14 protein-coding genes are annotated in these 15719 nt (G+C 55.5%); 9 read left to right on the forward strand and 5 right to left on the reverse strand.

Annotated elements, in window-relative coordinates:
• Positions 1 to 81 precede the first annotated feature (81 nt).
• Entirely contained in the window at positions 82 to 1257 is a 1176-nt protein-coding gene (ubiF, locus tag JJB97_RS04740) for a 3-demethoxyubiquinol 3-hydroxylase (protein ID WP_238712845.1), read from the reverse strand.
• Between the two features lie 147 nt (positions 1258 to 1404).
• On the opposite strand from ubiF, the gene miaB reads away from it, so the two are divergent.
• The 5 genes from miaB (at position 1405) to lnt (ending at position 7052) form a co-directional block, all read left to right on the forward strand.
• Positions 1405 to 2829, forward strand: coding sequence for a tRNA (N6-isopentenyl adenosine(37)-C2)-methylthiotransferase MiaB (miaB, locus tag JJB97_RS04745; RefSeq protein WP_238712847.1), 1425 nt, complete (start codon positions 1405 to 1407; stop codon positions 2827 to 2829).
• A 184-nt stretch (positions 2830 to 3013) separates the two neighbouring features.
• Complete coding sequence (locus tag JJB97_RS04750) at positions 3014 to 4069, forward strand: PhoH family protein (RefSeq protein WP_238712848.1); 1056 nt, start codon at positions 3014 to 3016, stop codon at positions 4067 to 4069.
• Positions 4066 to 4533 (forward strand): rRNA maturation RNase YbeY, encoded by a 468-nt coding sequence (gene ybeY / locus JJB97_RS04755; protein WP_238712849.1) that lies wholly within the window; start codon positions 4066 to 4068, stop codon positions 4531 to 4533. The genes JJB97_RS04750 and ybeY overlap by 4 nt, the downstream gene beginning before the upstream one ends.
• Positions 4534 to 4636: 103 nt before the next feature.
• Positions 4637 to 5512 (forward strand): CNNM family magnesium/cobalt transport protein CorC, encoded by an 876-nt coding sequence (gene corC / locus JJB97_RS04760; RefSeq protein WP_238712850.1) that lies wholly within the window; start codon positions 4637 to 4639, stop codon positions 5510 to 5512.
• Between the two features lie 4 nt (positions 5513 to 5516).
• A complete protein-coding gene (gene lnt / locus JJB97_RS04765) occupies positions 5517 to 7052 on the forward strand; it encodes an apolipoprotein N-acyltransferase (protein WP_238712851.1) in 1536 nt (511 codons plus the stop codon).
• A gap of 177 nt (positions 7053 to 7229) precedes the next feature.
• Here the strand turns inward: lnt and JJB97_RS04770 are convergent, their stop codons facing one another.
• The 3 genes from JJB97_RS04770 to JJB97_RS04780 are packed head-to-tail and all read right to left on the reverse strand — an operon-like array spanning position 7230 to position 11115.
• The gene (locus JJB97_RS04770; RefSeq protein WP_238712852.1) at positions 7230 to 8228 is read right to left on the reverse strand and encodes a DUF6708 domain-containing protein; all 999 of its coding nucleotides are present in this window, start codon (positions 8226 to 8228) and stop codon (positions 7230 to 7232) included.
• Positions 8229 to 8237: 9 nt separating this feature from the next.
• Complete coding sequence (locus JJB97_RS04775) at positions 8238 to 10847, reverse strand: T6SS effector BTH_I2691 family protein (protein WP_238712854.1); 2610 nt, start codon at positions 10845 to 10847, stop codon at positions 8238 to 8240.
• Entirely contained in the window at positions 10837 to 11115 is a 279-nt protein-coding gene (locus JJB97_RS04780; RefSeq protein ID WP_238712856.1) for a hypothetical protein, read from the reverse strand. The genes JJB97_RS04775 and JJB97_RS04780 overlap by 11 nt, the downstream gene beginning before the upstream one ends.
• A 618-nt stretch (positions 11116 to 11733) precedes the next feature.
• On the opposite strand from JJB97_RS04780, the gene JJB97_RS04785 reads away from it, so the two are divergent.
• The 4 genes from JJB97_RS04785 (at position 11734) to JJB97_RS04800 (ending at position 14964) form a co-directional block, all read left to right on the forward strand.
• Positions 11734 to 12642, forward strand: a complete 909-nt coding sequence (locus JJB97_RS04785) for an amino acid ABC transporter substrate-binding protein (protein ID WP_238712858.1) — start codon at positions 11734 to 11736, stop codon at positions 12640 to 12642.
• A gap of 182 nt (positions 12643 to 12824) precedes the next feature.
• Complete coding sequence (locus JJB97_RS04790) at positions 12825 to 13565, forward strand: amino acid ABC transporter permease (RefSeq protein WP_238712860.1); 741 nt, start codon at positions 12825 to 12827, stop codon at positions 13563 to 13565.
• On the forward strand, positions 13565 to 14242 hold the full coding sequence (gene gltK, locus JJB97_RS04795) for a glutamate/aspartate ABC transporter permease GltK (protein WP_238712862.1): 678 nt from the start codon (positions 13565 to 13567) through the stop codon (positions 14240 to 14242). The genes JJB97_RS04790 and gltK overlap by 1 nt, the downstream gene beginning before the upstream one ends.
• Positions 14239 to 14964, forward strand: coding sequence for an amino acid ABC transporter ATP-binding protein (locus tag JJB97_RS04800; RefSeq protein ID WP_238712864.1), 726 nt, complete (start codon positions 14239 to 14241; stop codon positions 14962 to 14964). The genes gltK and JJB97_RS04800 overlap by 4 nt, the downstream gene beginning before the upstream one ends.
• Before the next feature lie 157 nt (positions 14965 to 15121).
• On the opposite strand, the gene JJB97_RS04805 is transcribed toward JJB97_RS04800, so the two are convergent.
• Entirely contained in the window at positions 15122 to 15601 is a 480-nt protein-coding gene (locus JJB97_RS04805; RefSeq protein ID WP_238712866.1) for a zinc ribbon-containing protein, read from the reverse strand.
• Between the last annotated feature and the right edge of the window lie 118 nt (positions 15602 to 15719).

Below are 15719 nucleotides of genomic sequence, written 5' to 3' on the forward strand. Positions count from 1 at the left end.
TAGCGCTGATTTATGGGGATCCCTCAGCGCGTAAGCGGGCCTTGTTTGTTTGCATCGTTCACCGCTATCCCGTCTCGCGCCTTATAACCCCAACGCATATTTCAGTGCCTGACGTTTAAGCGCGCCCGCGCGCTGCGCGGCCATCAGCCCCAGATTACGCAGCACCCGTACCGGGGCAAGGGAGTGACTAAAACCATTACACAACAGGTCCATACCGCTTTGCATCACATAGTTATCCGGCATACGGCGATTCTGGTAGCGCGTAAGCACTGGCAAACCGTGCCATTCTTCGTCGCGATCCCGGGCGTTACCCAGTACCTCCAGTAACGCCCGGGCGTCCCGATAGCCAAGATTCACCCCCTGCCCGGCCAGCGGATGAATCGTGTGCGCCGCATCTCCCACCAGCGCCAGGCCGGGATTAACATAGCGCATCGCATGGCGGCGAGTCAGCGAAAATGCGCCGCTGGCAATCGGGTCAACCTCTCCCAGCCGGGCGGGGAAAGCGGCGGCAACGGCATTTTTTAACTGCGGCATCGTCATTGCCTGCAACTGGCGAATCCGCGCCGGCGCGTCGTACCACACAAGCGACGCCCAATGGTCAAATAAAGGGAGAAACGCGTGCGGCCCGCTGGGGGTGAAGTGCTGCCAGGTACTGTCGCCTGGCGCATGTTCACACCGTACGGTAATTAACAGACAGGACTGGCGGTATTCCCAGGCGTGGACGCCAATGCCGGCCCACGCGCGCACGCGCGAACAGGCGCCGTCTGCGCCAATCACTAACTGCGCTGTCAGTGTATCGCCGTTATCAAACATCAGCTCATGCCCGCCGCTGCGGGAATGCATTGCCGTCAGGGTCGCCGGGCTGCGAAGCTGTACCTGCGGGTGCGCTTCCAGCGCCTGCCACAGCGCATATTGCAACACCGTATTTTCCACCATAAAGCCCAGCTCCGGCAGCCTCAACTCTGCGGCGTCGAACACGACGTGCGCGCTTTCCCATTCCCACGTTTCCAGCCGCCGATAGGGGTGACAGCGCATAGCGCGCACCTGCTGCCATACGCCAAGCGATTTGAGCAAATCCACCGACGCGCGGCTGATAGCTGAAACCCGCACGTCCGGCGGTGAAGCCGCGTTAAAGGCGCAAGGCGCGTCATGTTCCACGACAACCACCCGAAACCCGCGCTGCGCCAGCCCCAGCGCCACCGCGCCGCCAACCATTCCGCTGCCGACAACCGCTACCTCAATGGATTGATTTGCCATAGCCATTTTTCCTTAATCACGAATCCCTTAAGTCTACCGGATTTTTCACCGCCGCGCGGCAGGCGCGCTTTGCTGGTCACAACGCCGCCAAAGCATTACAATACGCGCCCTGCATTCCTTGTATGACGTATGACATAAGCCAGACCAATGACAAAAAAACTTCACATCAAAACCTGGGGCTGTCAGATGAACGAGTATGATTCATCAAAGATGGCCGATCTGCTGGAAACCACTCACGGTTTTACATTAACCGACGTGGCTGAAGAGGCGGACGTTCTGCTACTGAATACCTGCTCAATTCGCGAGAAGGCCCAGGAGAAAGTATTTCATCAGTTAGGTCGCTGGAAGCTTCTCAAGGAAAAGAATCCGGCGCTGATTATCGGCGTCGGCGGCTGCGTGGCCTCTCAGGAAGGCGAGCATATTCGCGAACGCGCGCGCTATGTAGACATCATATTTGGGCCGCAGACGCTGCACCGTTTGCCGGAAATGATCAACCGCGTCAGCGGCGATCGCAGCCCGGTCATTGACGTCAGCTTCCCGGAAATCGAAAAATTCGACCGCCTGCCGGAGCCGCGCGCCGAAGGGCCGACCGCCTTCGTCTCCATTATGGAAGGCTGCAACAAATACTGCACTTATTGCGTGGTGCCCTACACGCGCGGCGAAGAAGTCAGTCGCCCCTGCGACGATATTCTGCTGGAAATCGCCCAGCTTGCCGCCCAGGGCGTACGCGAAGTGAACCTGCTCGGCCAGAACGTTAACGCCTATCGCGGCGCCGCCTTTGACGGTGGCGTTTGCTCCTTTGCCGAGCTGCTGCGTTTGGTCGCGGCCATCGACGGCATCGATCGCATTCGTTTTACCACCAGCCACCCTATTGAATTCACCGACGACATTATCGATGTGTATCGCGACACGCCGGAACTGGTGAGCTTCCTGCACCTTCCCGTGCAAAGCGGCGCCGACCGCGTGCTGAATATGATGGGGCGCACCCACACAGCGCTGGAATATAAGGCCATCGTTCGCAAACTGCTGGCCGCGCGGCCGGATATACAAATCAGCTCAGATTTCATTGTTGGTTTCCCGGGGGAAACCGCCCAGGATTTTGAACAAACGATGAAGCTGATTGCCGACGTAAACTTCGACATGAGCTTTAGCTTTATCTTTTCAGCTCGCCCGGGCACGCCAGCCGCCGATATGGTGGATGATGTTACGGAAGAGGAGAAAAAGCAGCGCCTGTACATTCTTCAGGAGCGCATCAACCAGCAGGCAATGGCATGGAGCCGCCGTATGCTTGGCACCACTCAGCGTATTCTGGTGGAAGGAACGTCGCGCAAGAACCTGATGGAACTATCCGGGCGCACGGAAAACAACCGGGTGGTGAATTTTGAAGGCACGCCGGATATGATCGGCAAATTTGTCGATGTGGAAATCGTCGATGTTTTCCCGAACTCGCTGCGCGGCAAGGTCGTGCGCACCGAAGACGACATGGATTTACGTGCGATGGAAACGCCGGAGTCCGTTATTGCCCGCACCCGTAAAGAGAACGATATCGGCGTAGGCATCTACCAGCCCTGACGCCCGGCCCGCCTTTCGTCAGTGGAACTGGCTTCGCATAGTTCCACTGGCGTTTGCAGCCGAATACTTGCATTCCTGAATCACCGCCCAGATATTGAACTTCTGTCGCCAGAAACCGCATTAGCTCCATGCAACAGGCGCTATTATTCATCTCAAAGCCCTGTATGACGTAAAGAGGAACAGTTTGAATATCGAAACACGTGAAATAACCCTTGAACCAGCGGATAACGCCCGCCTGTTAAGCCTGTGCGGGCCATTTGATGACAACATCAAACAACTGGAGAGCCGGCTGGGCATTGAAATTAGCCGCCGCGATAACCGTTTCAAGATTACCGGGCGGCAGCTTAGCGTCAGCGCCGCTACGGATATACTGCGCCATCTTTATATTGATACGGCCCCCATGCGCGGGCAAACGCAGGATATCAATCCAGAACAAATCCATCTCGCTATAAAAGAATTTCGCGTGCTGGAGCAGGCGGCGCAAAGCATTCCCGATTACGGCAAAGCGGTTAACATTAAAACCCGCCGCGGCGTTATCAAGCCGCGTACGCCGAATCAGGCGCAGTACATCGCTCATATTCTTGATCACGATATCACCTTCGGTATTGGCCCGGCGGGCACCGGTAAAACCTATCTGGCCGTCGCCGCCGCGGTCGATGCGCTGGAGCGTCAGGAAATTCGCCGTATTCTGCTGACTCGCCCGGCAGTCGAGGCGGGCGAGAAGCTTGGCTTTCTGCCGGGCGATCTGAGTCAGAAAGTCGATCCCTATCTGCGCCCGCTGTACGATGCGCTGTTTGAGATGCTGGGGTTTGAGCGCGTTGAAAAACTGATTGAGCGCAACGTCATTGAAGTCGCGCCGCTGGCCTATATGCGTGGCCGCACGCTAAACGATGCCTTTATCATTCTTGACGAAAGCCAGAACACCACCATCGAACAGATGAAAATGTTCCTGACCCGTATCGGCTTTAACTCCAAAGCGGTCATCACTGGCGACATCACGCAGATTGACCTGCCGCGCAATGCCAAATCCGGCCTGCGTCACGCTATTGAAGTGCTGGCTAACGTTGAAGAAATTAGCTTCAACTTCTTTCACAGCGAAGACGTGGTGCGCCACCCGGTCGTTGCGCGCATCGTTAATGCCTACGAAGCGTGGGAAGAAGCCGACCAGAAGCGCCGAGCGCAGTCAGCCGACGAACGCAAGCATGAAGCAGTGACAAACCGTTCTCAGGAGCGCAAATGAGCCAGGTGCTTCTCGATTTACAACTGGCCTGTGAAAACAACAGCGGCCTTCCCCAGGAAGCTCAGTTTCAACGCTGGCTTGATGCCGCCGTGATACCGTTTCAGGAGGTAGCCGAAGTGACCGTTCGCCTGGTGGACGAAGCCGAAAGCCACAGCCTGAACCTGACCTACCGCGGCAAAGACAAGCCCACCAACGTGCTTTCCTTCCCATTCGACGCGCCGCCGGGTATTGACCTGCCGCTGCTTGGCGATCTGGTGATTTGCCGCCAGGTCGTGGAGCGCGAAGCGCAGGAGCAGGAAAAACCGCTGGAAGCCCACTGGGCCCATATGGTGGTTCACGGCAGCCTGCATCTGCTGGGTTACGATCATATTGAAGACCGGGAGGCCGAAGAAATGGAAAAGCTGGAAACAGAGATAATGCTTGCTCTTGGTTACGCCGACCCGTACATTGCCGAGAAAGAGTAGCCCGCGCGCAAAATATTAACCGCCCGGTGCATCATACCGCCGCAGCGTGCGTTTACCCGCTGCGCCAGTACATTAATCAACATGAGATCCCTATCCTTACGCCATGAGCGACGACAATTCTCACAGTAGCGACACCTCCACAAAAAAGGGCTTTTTCTCCCTGATTCTTAGCCAGCTTTTCCACGGTGAGCCAAAAAACCGCGATGAACTGCTGGCGCTAATTCGTGATTCTGAACAAAACGAGCTTATCGATCAGGACACCCGCGATATGCTTGAAGGCGTCATGGATATCGCCGACCAGCGCGTGCGCGATATCATGATTCCACGCTCTCAGATGATAACCCTCAAGCGCAGCCAGAGTCTGGACGAATGCCTCGATGTCATCATTGAATCCGCCCATTCGCGCTTCCCGGTGATAAGCGAAGATAAAGATCACATTGAAGGGATTCTGATGGCTAAGGATCTGCTGCCGTTTATGCGCAGCGACGCCGAGCCATTTAGCATGGACAAAGTACTGCGCCCGGCTGTAGTGGTGCCGGAAAGCAAACGTGTGGATCGCATGCTCAAAGAGTTCCGCTCCCAGCGCTATCACATGGCTATCGTGATTGATGAGTTCGGCGGCGTTTCCGGTCTTGTGACCATCGAAGATATCCTTGAGCTTATCGTCGGTGAAATTGAAGACGAGTACGACGAAGAAGACGATATCGAATTCCGCCAGCTCAGTCGCCATACCTGGACTGTGCGTGCGCTGGCTTCAATCGAAGACTTTAACGATACGTTCGGCACGCATTTCAGCGATGAAGAAGTGGACACGATAGGCGGCCTGATTATGCAGGCCTTCGGCCATTTGCCCGCACGCGGCGAAACCATTGATATCGACGGCTATCTGTTTAAGGTGGCGATGGCCGATAGCCGGCGCATTATTCAGGTTCACGTCAGATTGCCGGACGACTCGCCGCCTCCCAGACTGGAAGAATAACGCTATGGCGCTCCGCTCACTGCTCCAACGCCAGCCCCTGCGTTTAGCACTGGCGCTACTCTTCGGGGCCAGCGGCACGCTGGCCTTTTCGCCGTATGATATCTGGCCTGCGGCGTTGCTTGCGCTGGCTGGCCTCCAGGGGTTAACGCTCAACCGCCGCCCTCTGCAAAGCGCCTGGATCGGTTTTTTTTGGGGGCTTGGCCTGTTCGGCGCCGGCATTAACTGGGTGTATGTCAGTATTGCCCAGTTCGGCGGTATGCCCGGCGTCGTTAACGTTTTCCTGGTTGCGCTGCTTGCCGCTTACCTCTCACTCTACACGGGTCTGTTCGCGGGCCTGCTCAGCCGCCTGTGGCCACGCGCCAGCCTCTGGCGCGTAGCGCTTGCGGCCCCTGCGCTGTGGCAACTCACCGAATTTTTACGCGGCTGGGTACTAACCGGTTTCCCGTGGCTTCAGTTCGGCTACAGTCAGATTGATGGTCCCCTTAAGGGCCTGGCGCCGCTGTTTGGGGTGGAAGGGATCAATTTTCTGCTCATGATCATCGCAGGGCTTATTGCCTTTGCCCTCGCGCAGCGCAGTTGGCGCCCAGCCCTGGCCGCTGTTCTGCTACTGGCGCTGCCCTGGCCGCTACGCTATATCCAGTGGTTTCAGCCGCTCAACGAGCGCAGCTTCAACGTTAGCCTGGTACAGGGAAATATCCCCCAGTCGATAAAATGGGATGAAGGCGAGCTGCTTAATACGCTGCGCGTCTATCTTGATATCACCCGGCCAGTGCTGGGCCAGTCGCAACTGATTATCTGGCCGGAGTCAGCCATACCGGATCTGGAAATCAACCAACAGCGCTTTTTGAAATCGCTTGACGGTTTACTGCGCGAACACCGCAGCACATTGCTCACCGGCATCGTCGATGCACGCCTCAACAACCAGAACCGTTATGACACTTATAACAGCATCATCACGCTCGGCGAAGGCAGTCCGTACAGCTACGCGTCCCGCGATCGCTACAATAAAAACCATCTTGTGCCGTTTGGCGAGTTCGTACCGCTGGAAGCAATTCTGCGTCCGCTGGCGCCGTTTTTCGACCTGCCGATGTCTTCCTTCAGCCGAGGCCCGCGCGTTCAACCGCCGCTGGAGGCGCACGGCATTAAACTCACGGCGGCCATCTGCTATGAAATCGTACTTGGCGAACAGGTAAGGGATAATTTCCGCCCGGATACCGATGTACTGTTGACGGTTTCTAACGATGCCTGGTTCGGTCACTCCATCGGCCCGTGGCAGCATTTCCAGATGGCGCGTATGCGGGCGCTGGAACTGGCGCGCCCGCTGTTACGCAGCACCAATAATGGCGTTACGGCGGTCATTGGCGCAGACGGGAGCGTGCAAAAAGCCATCCCGCAGTTTGTGCGCGAAGTGCTGAGCGCGCAGGTTACGCCAACCCGCGGGCTTACGCCGTATGCACGCATGGGCGGCTGGCCGCTGTGGACCATCGCTCTTCTTTTCGGCGCAGGCGCGCTAATGCTAAACCGCCGTTTCACGCGCTAAGCGGTATTATCACGAAAAACGCCGTCCGGTTAAGTATCGTAAGCATGGTCCGCTGGCGTAAAAAACCTGCTGAAGCAGCGCTTTTACGCCAGCGGCCAGTAACAGAAGTGAGCAGATAACGTTTCGTAGCTTCGTACATACTTCTTCACAACCGCAACACGACATGCCGGCTTTACTTTACACGTCCCACTCCTTGCCCGTAACCGAGCGCATTTTCTTCAGCCGCCAGAACAGCAGGTTGCTCCACTCCCAGCGCAGCTCGTCCACGCTGCTGCTGTCAAAGTTGTACGGGTCCTCCGGCGCTATTTCGCACCGCGCCTCAATCTCCTCCGGCCACTGCGGGATTTTGCTGGTGCGAAAGGATACCCAGCGGCCCACGCTCTCCAGCAGCACATAGGGCGACATCGGTATGGCCGCCCAGCCATACTGTATCATCTGCATACGGAACCCCAGCCAGAACGGCTCCCGGCGTTTGACTATCGGCAGGAACCAGCCCACGCCGTCCGCCACTTCGCGCACGCCCTCTTCGTCTTCCATATAGCGGCGCACCAGCTCCCAGAAGCGATACACATACTCCTCCTCCGGGCCATAAAAGCTGACGGTGAACATATCGCGCACGGTTATTTTATCTTCAGCAAATATTATCCCGCACAGATACCACATATTCGAAGAGAAACCGTGCGGCTTACGCAGCACCCTGGTGAAAAAAATATCATTCCAGCTATAGGTGGTGGCCTCGCCATTATTACGAAAGAGATGTACCTCCTGACTACGGCGGTTAAAGCGAATGGGGTAATGGGTATATTTAAAACATTCTCGCCGCATAAGAAAACCACACATTATTTCCACAGGCGAAAAAATTAAAAAAATATATAAAGCAGGCCACCAGTCTGACATTAAAACGCCAAATTTCCAGGCGCTCATCACAAAAAAAATGAGGCTCAGAAAACTAATAAACAATCCAACAAAAGTAAAGGCTCCTCTTTCCCGGTAATGCACATCCACGGTCTCCAGATAAGTAGAGTTCATCCGTATCAACTGCATATTATCCATCAGCTCTCTTTCGCTGTAGGGATAGCGTGAACCCTGATACAGGCCGCGGTGATTCGCCAGCTCTTCGCGGGACAGGACGCGATCGACCGTAAACTTAAGATGTAAATCCTTTATTTGCCGCATTCTGTCCCTTTACCGTTTTATGCTGGCAGGAGGCTGCCAGAGTTGATTAAAGCCATCTTCTTCCTGCTGACCCGTTATAAAGGGCTGCTCCTTATTATCAGGGTCAGCAACGCCCCAGTATGTACGCGACAGCCAGTTTTGCATATCGTTAGGTTTAAAATATTCAATCAGGTATGCCACACCTAAGATCATTATTCCCAGAACAATTCCCAACATTGGTAAACCCATAAAAATAAAAATAAGTCCAATGAATCCCAAACCAGCAGAAGTCCAATAAAAGCTAGCTAACATCTGATGGCCTAAAGTCCATTGTTTCCATCCCTCTAATATATCAAGCCACGCAATAAACCCCGAAGCCGCTAACCCAAGCCCCTTCCCTAATCTACCCAACACTTTCACCCACGGCCTGGCCGCCCGCATTCCGCGCATCATATGAAACTGGATCATTCCGGCCGCGGTTTCCAGCGTGCTGCCCGCTATCCCCGCCCAGGTCGCCGTCAGGCGCTGCGCCGCCGGCGTCTTCACACCGCCGTACCAGCTCTGCTCCTGCTTCACCATCAGCCCCACCGCCGCCAGTTGAAAAAGCACCGAGACCACATTGCCCCCCAGCGAGGCCCGCGTCAGCCGCCGTTTCAGCAGAAAATCTTCCGCCATATCCCCGCTCATCGCCCTCTCCTTTGCCCACGCCAGCCGCTCATCCACGCTCCTGCCCTTCAGGGCGTCGTCCATCTCATCCTGAAGAAGCATCAGATAACCCTGTCTCGCCTCGCCCTGTAAGTTTATGCCGCTGGCCTCTTTTTGCAGCATTTCCTTTTCCAGCAGCTTCACCATCTCCTGCGTATCCGGCCGCGACGTCACCTGCCGCACAAAGCGCTCACGCGCCTGTACCCTTTTCGCCGGCGACAGCCCCTCTCCGTCAAAAAGATGATTTAACAGCAGGCGCGAGAGTTTTTCCGACAGTTCCCTGCGCCTGCCCTGCCGCTCAAAATACGCCAGCGGCGCTTCTGTTCTTACGCTCAGCAGAACAATAAAACGCGACACGCCTTTTTCACCCATCTCCCCCAGCAGGGAAAGCAGCACCCCCGTCAGCGGTATACTCAGCGTATTCAGCAACTCTTTCCTGCTCCCCAGCTCGCCAAGCCAGGACGCATAAGCGCCAATCATCGCGCTCCAGGGCAGTTCGTGCACATGGCTCATCGCCACCTGCGTCGGGGCTGAGCGCTTTATCATCTGCGCAAGCGAATCCTGGTTGAGCAGCCAGGCGCGCAGAAACGGGTTTTCAGGGTCCTCCGGGTCGCCCTGCAGCCGCTCGCGATAAAATTCAAAACAGCGCCCCTCCTGCTGCCCGCCCAGCAGGCAAAGCCCGAGCGTCAGCGAATAGTGCGCGCCGCCCGCGATGTCCGTGGGGTCAAAATTATGCTCAAAAAAACGAATGAAGGTGGGATGGCGGAGCTGTTCAAGATACATCTCCGTCAGCGGCCCGGTATGCGTGGCGTAAAACACATCCATCGCCTGCCTGACTTTGGTTTCAAACCGCCGCTGTTCAGCTACCCTGTAATATTCCTGATAGCGCGGCCAGCTCTCGCTGCTCCAGTTTTCAAACTGCTTTTTTGCAGCGTCGTGTATCATTTCCGCTACGACGCGCCGCGTCTGCGCCGTCATGGGCACATACTGCATTTCCCCGAAGGCGCCCGTTACATACCCGGCCGACGCCCGCTCTTCACGCCGCTTCATTTCCTGCGTGATAAACATTTTTTCGCTTTCCTGCACGCTGTATCGCATTGTTTCAATCATGGCGTGCAGCTTCATTTCCCTGTCAAAGTCGCTGAACCCGCCGCTGTTGCGGCAGTATTCCAGTGATTCATCCGGGGCCTGCGCCAGTATCTGCGCCAGGTCGCGCGCCACGGCGGTGGCATCGCAAAGCGCCAGCATCACAGGCAGCGTCGGGTCAACGCGCAGCGGCGGCTGCGACGACACGCTCACGGCCGTTTCCAGCAGGTACCGCGCGGCATCGTCATCCCGCGCCAGCCAGGGGGCCGAGAGAAAATCAAATCCCCCGCCCTGCGCCAGCGCCGGAACATATTCCGCCACCGTCTCCTGCAACTGACTCAGCGGCAGCGCCTGCGGCCCCCTGCGCTCTTTCAGCCAGGCCGCCAGGTCAAAACACTGCATATGCCTTTCACGCCAGCCCGCCTGTTCATGGGCCTGACGCACCACGGGCGTCCAGGGGTAGTCAGACCAGGCAAACCAGAAGCGGCCATGATTTTCCGCATTCAGGGAAACGGGCAGTGTGATAAAGCTGGCTTTCGCCACCTCATCTTTTTTGCCGGCGCAGGGGCGAATACAGGAAGGGGCGTCCACTACCGGTAGCGCCGCATCGGTACGTCTGAAGTATCCTTCGCCGGTAACGAGGTAGTCCGTCCAGCGGCGGCGCTTTTCATCCCAGACATAGAGATAGCCTTCCCGCAGCAGGCGGCAGGTGTAGGTCACTTTAGCGCGCGCCGGCACGGCCGGCTTAATTTCCGCCGCCAGCGCGGGCGCCCCCACCTCACAGCGCACCACCGCCGGCCTGACCGGCAGCACCGCCAGCCCTTTTTTATCGCAAAAATCACAGCGCATTGACTTTTTCCTCCCTGAAATCGCGCTCACACGCCTGCTGAAGCGACGCGCGCGTCTGCCTGTCCCATAACGCCAGCTCATCGCTGAACGCCCCCGGCACCCCCGTCGTCTGCTGCAATGTTTGGGTGCGCCGGCCAATTACCCAGCAAAACGGACGGTTGAGGAATGCCCGGGCTTCCAGAGCCAGTACATAAAGAGGGACGGCGCAGTTTTGTACGCTCAACCGCTGGCGGTTGCGGCTAAAAAAGCGGGGCAAGGCATTATCCATCCGGGCTGACCTCCTGTGTCAGGGGTGGTTCGGGAATGAGGAGCTTCAGATATACCCGTGGCCTTTTCGTCCTGGCCCGTCATGCGTGACACACCCATTAGTTATTCTGTATGGCATTTAGTCCGTAAAGCGACCCTAAAAACTATCCGGAAAGTATATAAATCAGCCGGAAAAGTTTGTAAAGAAGGGGAAACATGCCTTAGCGGATATCTTCACGCCGTAACGGCAGGCGGAAGAATTAAAAACCAGCGATGACAAGCTTCAGGGAAAATAAAATATCTTCAGACACAAATTATTAATGCTTAAAAAATACCGTAACCGATCACAAAAATTTCCCGTCACCGGCTGATGAATAAGCGCCACATTGCGGTGACAGGTTTCACGCTGCCGCACAGACACCGTTCAATACTACGGTCACACGCAACTGTCCCTGCCTGGTTAGCCACGTGACGGTGCGGCGCGCCTCGCAAAAACACACAAATAATTAGCAAAATATTTACAGTAAACCAGGATAAAGAGAGGCCGGGTCGCAGCCTGTTAACGGCCGCAACCGCTATCACAACAACAAACAGTACATACGGTATCAGCGCCAGCCTGGCGCAACAATAAGGAGTGGATATGCCATTACGTACATTAACCACAACAATCCTGGCGCTGAGCCTTGGCGCGGGCGTGGCGCAGGCCGCAGATCGGCAGGCGGCAGAAAGCGCTACGCTTGCAAAAATCGCCAAAAACGGCGTTATTGTGGTTGGCCATCGTGAGTCTTCCGTGCCTTTTTCATATTACGATAATCAACAAAAAGTGGTTGGTTACTCTCAGGACTACTCCAGCGCCATCGTAGAAGCCATCAAAAAGAGGCTGAACAAGCCCGATTTGCAGGTCAAGCTTATCCCCATCACGTCCCAGAACCGTATTCCGCTGCTGCAAAACGGCACTTATGATTTTGAATGTGGTTCTACCACTAATAACCTGGAACGCCAGAAACAGGCAGCCTTCTCCGATACTATCTTTGTGGTCGGCACCCGGCTGTTGGTGAAGAAGGGCGGCGATATTAACGATTTTGACGACCTGAAGGACAAAGCTGTAGTCGTGACTTCCGGAACGACGTCAGAAGTTCTGCTGCACAAACTTAACGACGATAAGAAACTGAATATGCGTATTATCAGCGCTAAGGATCACGGCGACTCCTTTCGCACGCTGGAAAGCGGCCGCGCCTACGCGTTTATGATGGACGATGCCCTGCTGGCCGGCGAGCGCGCTAAAGCGAAGAAACCCGACAACTGGGAAATTGTCGGTACGCCGCAGTCCAAAGAAGCCTACGGATGTATGCTGCGTAAAGGCGATCCTGAATTCAAAAAAGTCGTTGACGATACCATTGCCCAAATACAGACGTCCGGCAAAGCGGCGAATTGGTTTGATAAATGGTTTAAGCGCCCCATCCCCCCCAAAAATCTCAACCTCAATTTCGAATTGTCTGACGACATGAAAGCGCTGTTTAAACAACCCAACGATAAGGCAATGAATTAAACGCCAGCGGCCTTAAGCTGAGTTTCAGGCCAGGCCGCTCGCCTTGCTGCCGGCACGCATTGCTATTCTGAATATGGCCGCCGCCGGAACCTTATGCTTCTTTCTCCAGGCCATATTAAGCGGGAGAAAGCACGCACAGCTTCCGCCAGCCTGGGCCAGGCCTTCATTTCTGGAGCGCGTTTATGTCTATAGACTGGAGCTGGGGGATATTTTTACAACCCGCCCCGTTCGGCAATACTACTTACCTTGGCTGGTTGTGGAGTGGTTTTCAGGTCACCGTGGCGCTGTCTGTCATGTCCTGGATTATCGCTTTTTTGGTAGGTTCGCTATTTGGTATCCTGCGCACCGTCCCAAACCGCTTTCTTTCCGCTCTCGGCACGCTATATGTGGAGCTGTTTCGCAACGTACCGCTGATCGTGCAATTTTTCACCTGGTATCTGGTCATACCTGAACTGCTGCCGAAAAATATCGGTATGTGGTTTAAGGCCGAGCTGGATCCTGACGTGCAGTTTTTTGTCTCCTCAATGCTCTGCCTTGGGCTATTTACCGCCGCCCGCGTGTGCGAACAGGTGCGCGCGGCTATCCAGTCGCTGCCGCGCGGGCAAAAGGACGCCGGGCTGGCGATGGGGCTGACGCTCACGCAAACCTATCGTTACGTGCTGCTGCCTAACGCGTATCGCATTATTGTTCCTCCTGTGACCTCGGAGATGATGAATCTCGTTAAGAATTCCGCTATCGCCTCCACCATCGGGCTGGTGGATATGGCGGCGCAGGCAGGCAAACTACTCGACTATTCCGCCCACGCCTGGGAATCCTTTAGCGCTATCACGCTGGCCTATGTGCTGATCAATGCCTTCATCATGCTGGCGATGCACCTGGTTGAACGTAAAGTACGCCTGCCGGGCAATATGGGAGGCAAATAATGTACGAGTTTGACTGGAGTTCCATCGCCCCTTCCCTACCGTATTTGTTAAACGGCATGATTATTACGCTGAAAATCACCGTAACGGCAGTGGTGACGGGCATTGCCTGGGGAACGCTGCTGGCGGTGATGCGCCTGTCCAGCATCAGGTTGATAAGCGGGTTTGCCAGCGCCTACGTTAACGTGTTTCGCTCGGTGCCGCTGGTGATGGTGCTGCTGTGGTTTTACCTCATCGTGCCGGGCTTTTTGCAACAGGTACTGGGGCTGTCGCCGAAAACCGATATCCGACTGATTTCCGCTATGGTGGCTTTCTCTTTGTTTGAAGCCGCCTATTATTCAGAAATCATCCGCGCGGGCATTCAAAGTATTTCACGCGGCCAGTCCAGCGCCGCGCTGGCGCTCGGCATGACCCACTGGCAGTCCATGAAGCTTATTATCCTGCCGCAGGCGTTTCGCGCAATGGTGCCGCTACTTCTCACCCAGGGGATCGTATTGTTTCAGGATACCTCGCTGGTTTACGTACTGAGTCTGGCGGATTTCTTTCGCACTGCCTCCACCATCGGCGAGCGCGACGGCACGCAGGTGGAGATGATCCTGTTTGCGGGCGCCGTATATTTTGTGATTAGCCTCAGCGCTTCACTGCTGGTCAACTGGCTGAAAAAAAGGACGGTAACATGATTACCCTAAACAACGTTTCAAAATGGTATGGGCAATTTCAGGTATTGACCGACTGCACCACAGCGGTTAAAAAAGGCGAGGTGGTCGTGGTATGCGGCCCATCCGGCTCCGGCAAATCAACGCTGATTAAAACGGTAAATGGCCTTGAACCGGTGCAACGCGGCAAGATTGTCGTCGACGGTACGGTCGTTACCGACAAACATACCAATCTGGCGCGCCTGCGCTCGCACGTGGGCATGGTGTTTCAGCACTTTGAGCTGTTTGCGCACTTATCTATTATTGAAAATCTCACGCTGGCGCAGGTGAAAGTCATCGGGCGCAGCAAAGAGGAATCACGCAAGAAAGGGCAAAAATTGTTAGAGCGCGTAGGGCTGACGGCGCATGCGGAAAAATACCCGGCCCAGCTTTCCGGCGGGCAACAGCAGCGCGTGGCCATTGCTCGCGCGCTGTGCATGGATCCGGTCGCTATGCTGTTTGACGAACCAACCTCGGCGCTCGACCCTGAAATGATCAACGAAGTGCTTGATGTCATGGTGGAACTGGCGCATGAAGGCATGACAATGATGGTCGTTACCCATGAAATGGGCTTCGCCCGGAAAGTGGCAAACCGGGTTATTTTTATGGACGAAGGTAAAATCGTTGAGGACTCCCTGAAAGACGCGTTCTTTGACACCCCCCAGTCGCCGCGTGCAAAAGAATTCCTCGCCAAAATACTTCACTAACCCGCTTAATTAAATAACAAAGAGAGCAAAATCAGCGTTATGCCATTTTTAAATCTCACCAGGATGCGTTAATTTTCTTACACGTCGGGCCGGAGTTATTCGGCCCGACATGTAGCTCCCCCTTTCCGGCAAGCCTGGATACGCGCCCACCGCCATTTTATGGCTCAAACGCGTGGCGATGAAACTGCGTATGACCGCACTTCGGGCACGGCGTCAGCACCTCCGGGGTATAAAAGGCCTGATGATGGCGGCAGTTTTCACACACCAAATTCCCAAGCCCCACCACCTCGCCGCTGTGATAGACGCCGTGGTGGTTCAGATCCTCAAATACCTCGCGCCATTCCAGTTGAGTTTTATCCGTAATATCCGCCAGTTCCTGCCACAGGCTTTCTTTAATAACGCGCATAAAAACACTGTCGTCGTCTTCACGGCTTTCACCATAGCTACGGGCGAATTCTTCAAGATCGCGGCGCACCGCACGGGTGGTTTCTTCCACTTCAATGCGGGTCAACTCCCCCGCCTCCATCATCCGTTTGCGCGCGCTGGCAACCAGCGCGTCAATGTCACGTTCGCCGTTACGCAGACGCTCGGTGAGCGATGCCAGCAGTTCGCGATAAATTCGAGCAACCTTGTTCATCTTACTCCCTCCAGGATTTGCTAAAAGCGCGGTAACCACTTCTAATAGTAGCCGCGAATGACGACGCACTCTGCCGGATACGCCACGGTACGCATAATTTCGCGCCAGCGGCGAAGCG

Source organism: Tenebrionibacter intestinalis (assembly GCF_016632365.1).
Taxonomy (GTDB): Bacteria; Pseudomonadota; Gammaproteobacteria; order Enterobacterales; family Enterobacteriaceae; genus Tenebrionibacter; species Tenebrionibacter intestinalis.

What these genes read in the sequence shown, in the direction of transcription:
- JJB97_RS04790 (WP_238712860.1), top strand. Translation starts at nt 12,825, where the DNA reads ATGTCTATAGACTGGAGCTGGGGGATATTTTTACAACCCGCCCCGTTC.
- JJB97_RS04800 (WP_238712864.1), top strand. Translation starts at nt 14,239, where the DNA reads ATGATTACCCTAAACAACGTTTCAAAATGGTATGGGCAATTTCAGGTA.
- ubiF (WP_238712845.1), bottom strand. Translation starts at nt 1,257, where the DNA reads ATGGCAAATCAATCCATTGAGGTAGCGGTTGTCGGCAGCGGAATGGTT.
- JJB97_RS04780 (WP_238712856.1), bottom strand. Translation starts at nt 11,115, where the DNA reads ATGGATAATGCCTTGCCCCGCTTTTTTAGCCGCAACCGCCAGCGGTTG.
- JJB97_RS04805 (WP_238712866.1), bottom strand. Translation starts at nt 15,601, where the DNA reads ATGAACAAGGTTGCTCGAATTTATCGCGAACTGCTGGCATCGCTCACC.
- ybeY (WP_238712849.1), top strand. Translation starts at nt 4,066, where the DNA reads ATGAGCCAGGTGCTTCTCGATTTACAACTGGCCTGTGAAAACAACAGC.
- gltK (WP_238712862.1), top strand. Translation starts at nt 13,565, where the DNA reads ATGTACGAGTTTGACTGGAGTTCCATCGCCCCTTCCCTACCGTATTTG.
- JJB97_RS04785 (WP_238712858.1), top strand. Translation starts at nt 11,734, where the DNA reads ATGCCATTACGTACATTAACCACAACAATCCTGGCGCTGAGCCTTGGC.
- JJB97_RS04775 (WP_238712854.1), bottom strand. Translation starts at nt 10,847, where the DNA reads ATGCGCTGTGATTTTTGCGATAAAAAAGGGCTGGCGGTGCTGCCGGTC.
- JJB97_RS04770 (WP_238712852.1), bottom strand. Translation starts at nt 8,228, where the DNA reads ATGCGGCAAATAAAGGATTTACATCTTAAGTTTACGGTCGATCGCGTC.
- lnt (WP_238712851.1), top strand. Translation starts at nt 5,517, where the DNA reads ATGGCGCTCCGCTCACTGCTCCAACGCCAGCCCCTGCGTTTAGCACTG.
- miaB (WP_238712847.1), top strand. Translation starts at nt 1,405, where the DNA reads ATGACAAAAAAACTTCACATCAAAACCTGGGGCTGTCAGATGAACGAG.
- corC (WP_238712850.1), top strand. Translation starts at nt 4,637, where the DNA reads ATGAGCGACGACAATTCTCACAGTAGCGACACCTCCACAAAAAAGGGC.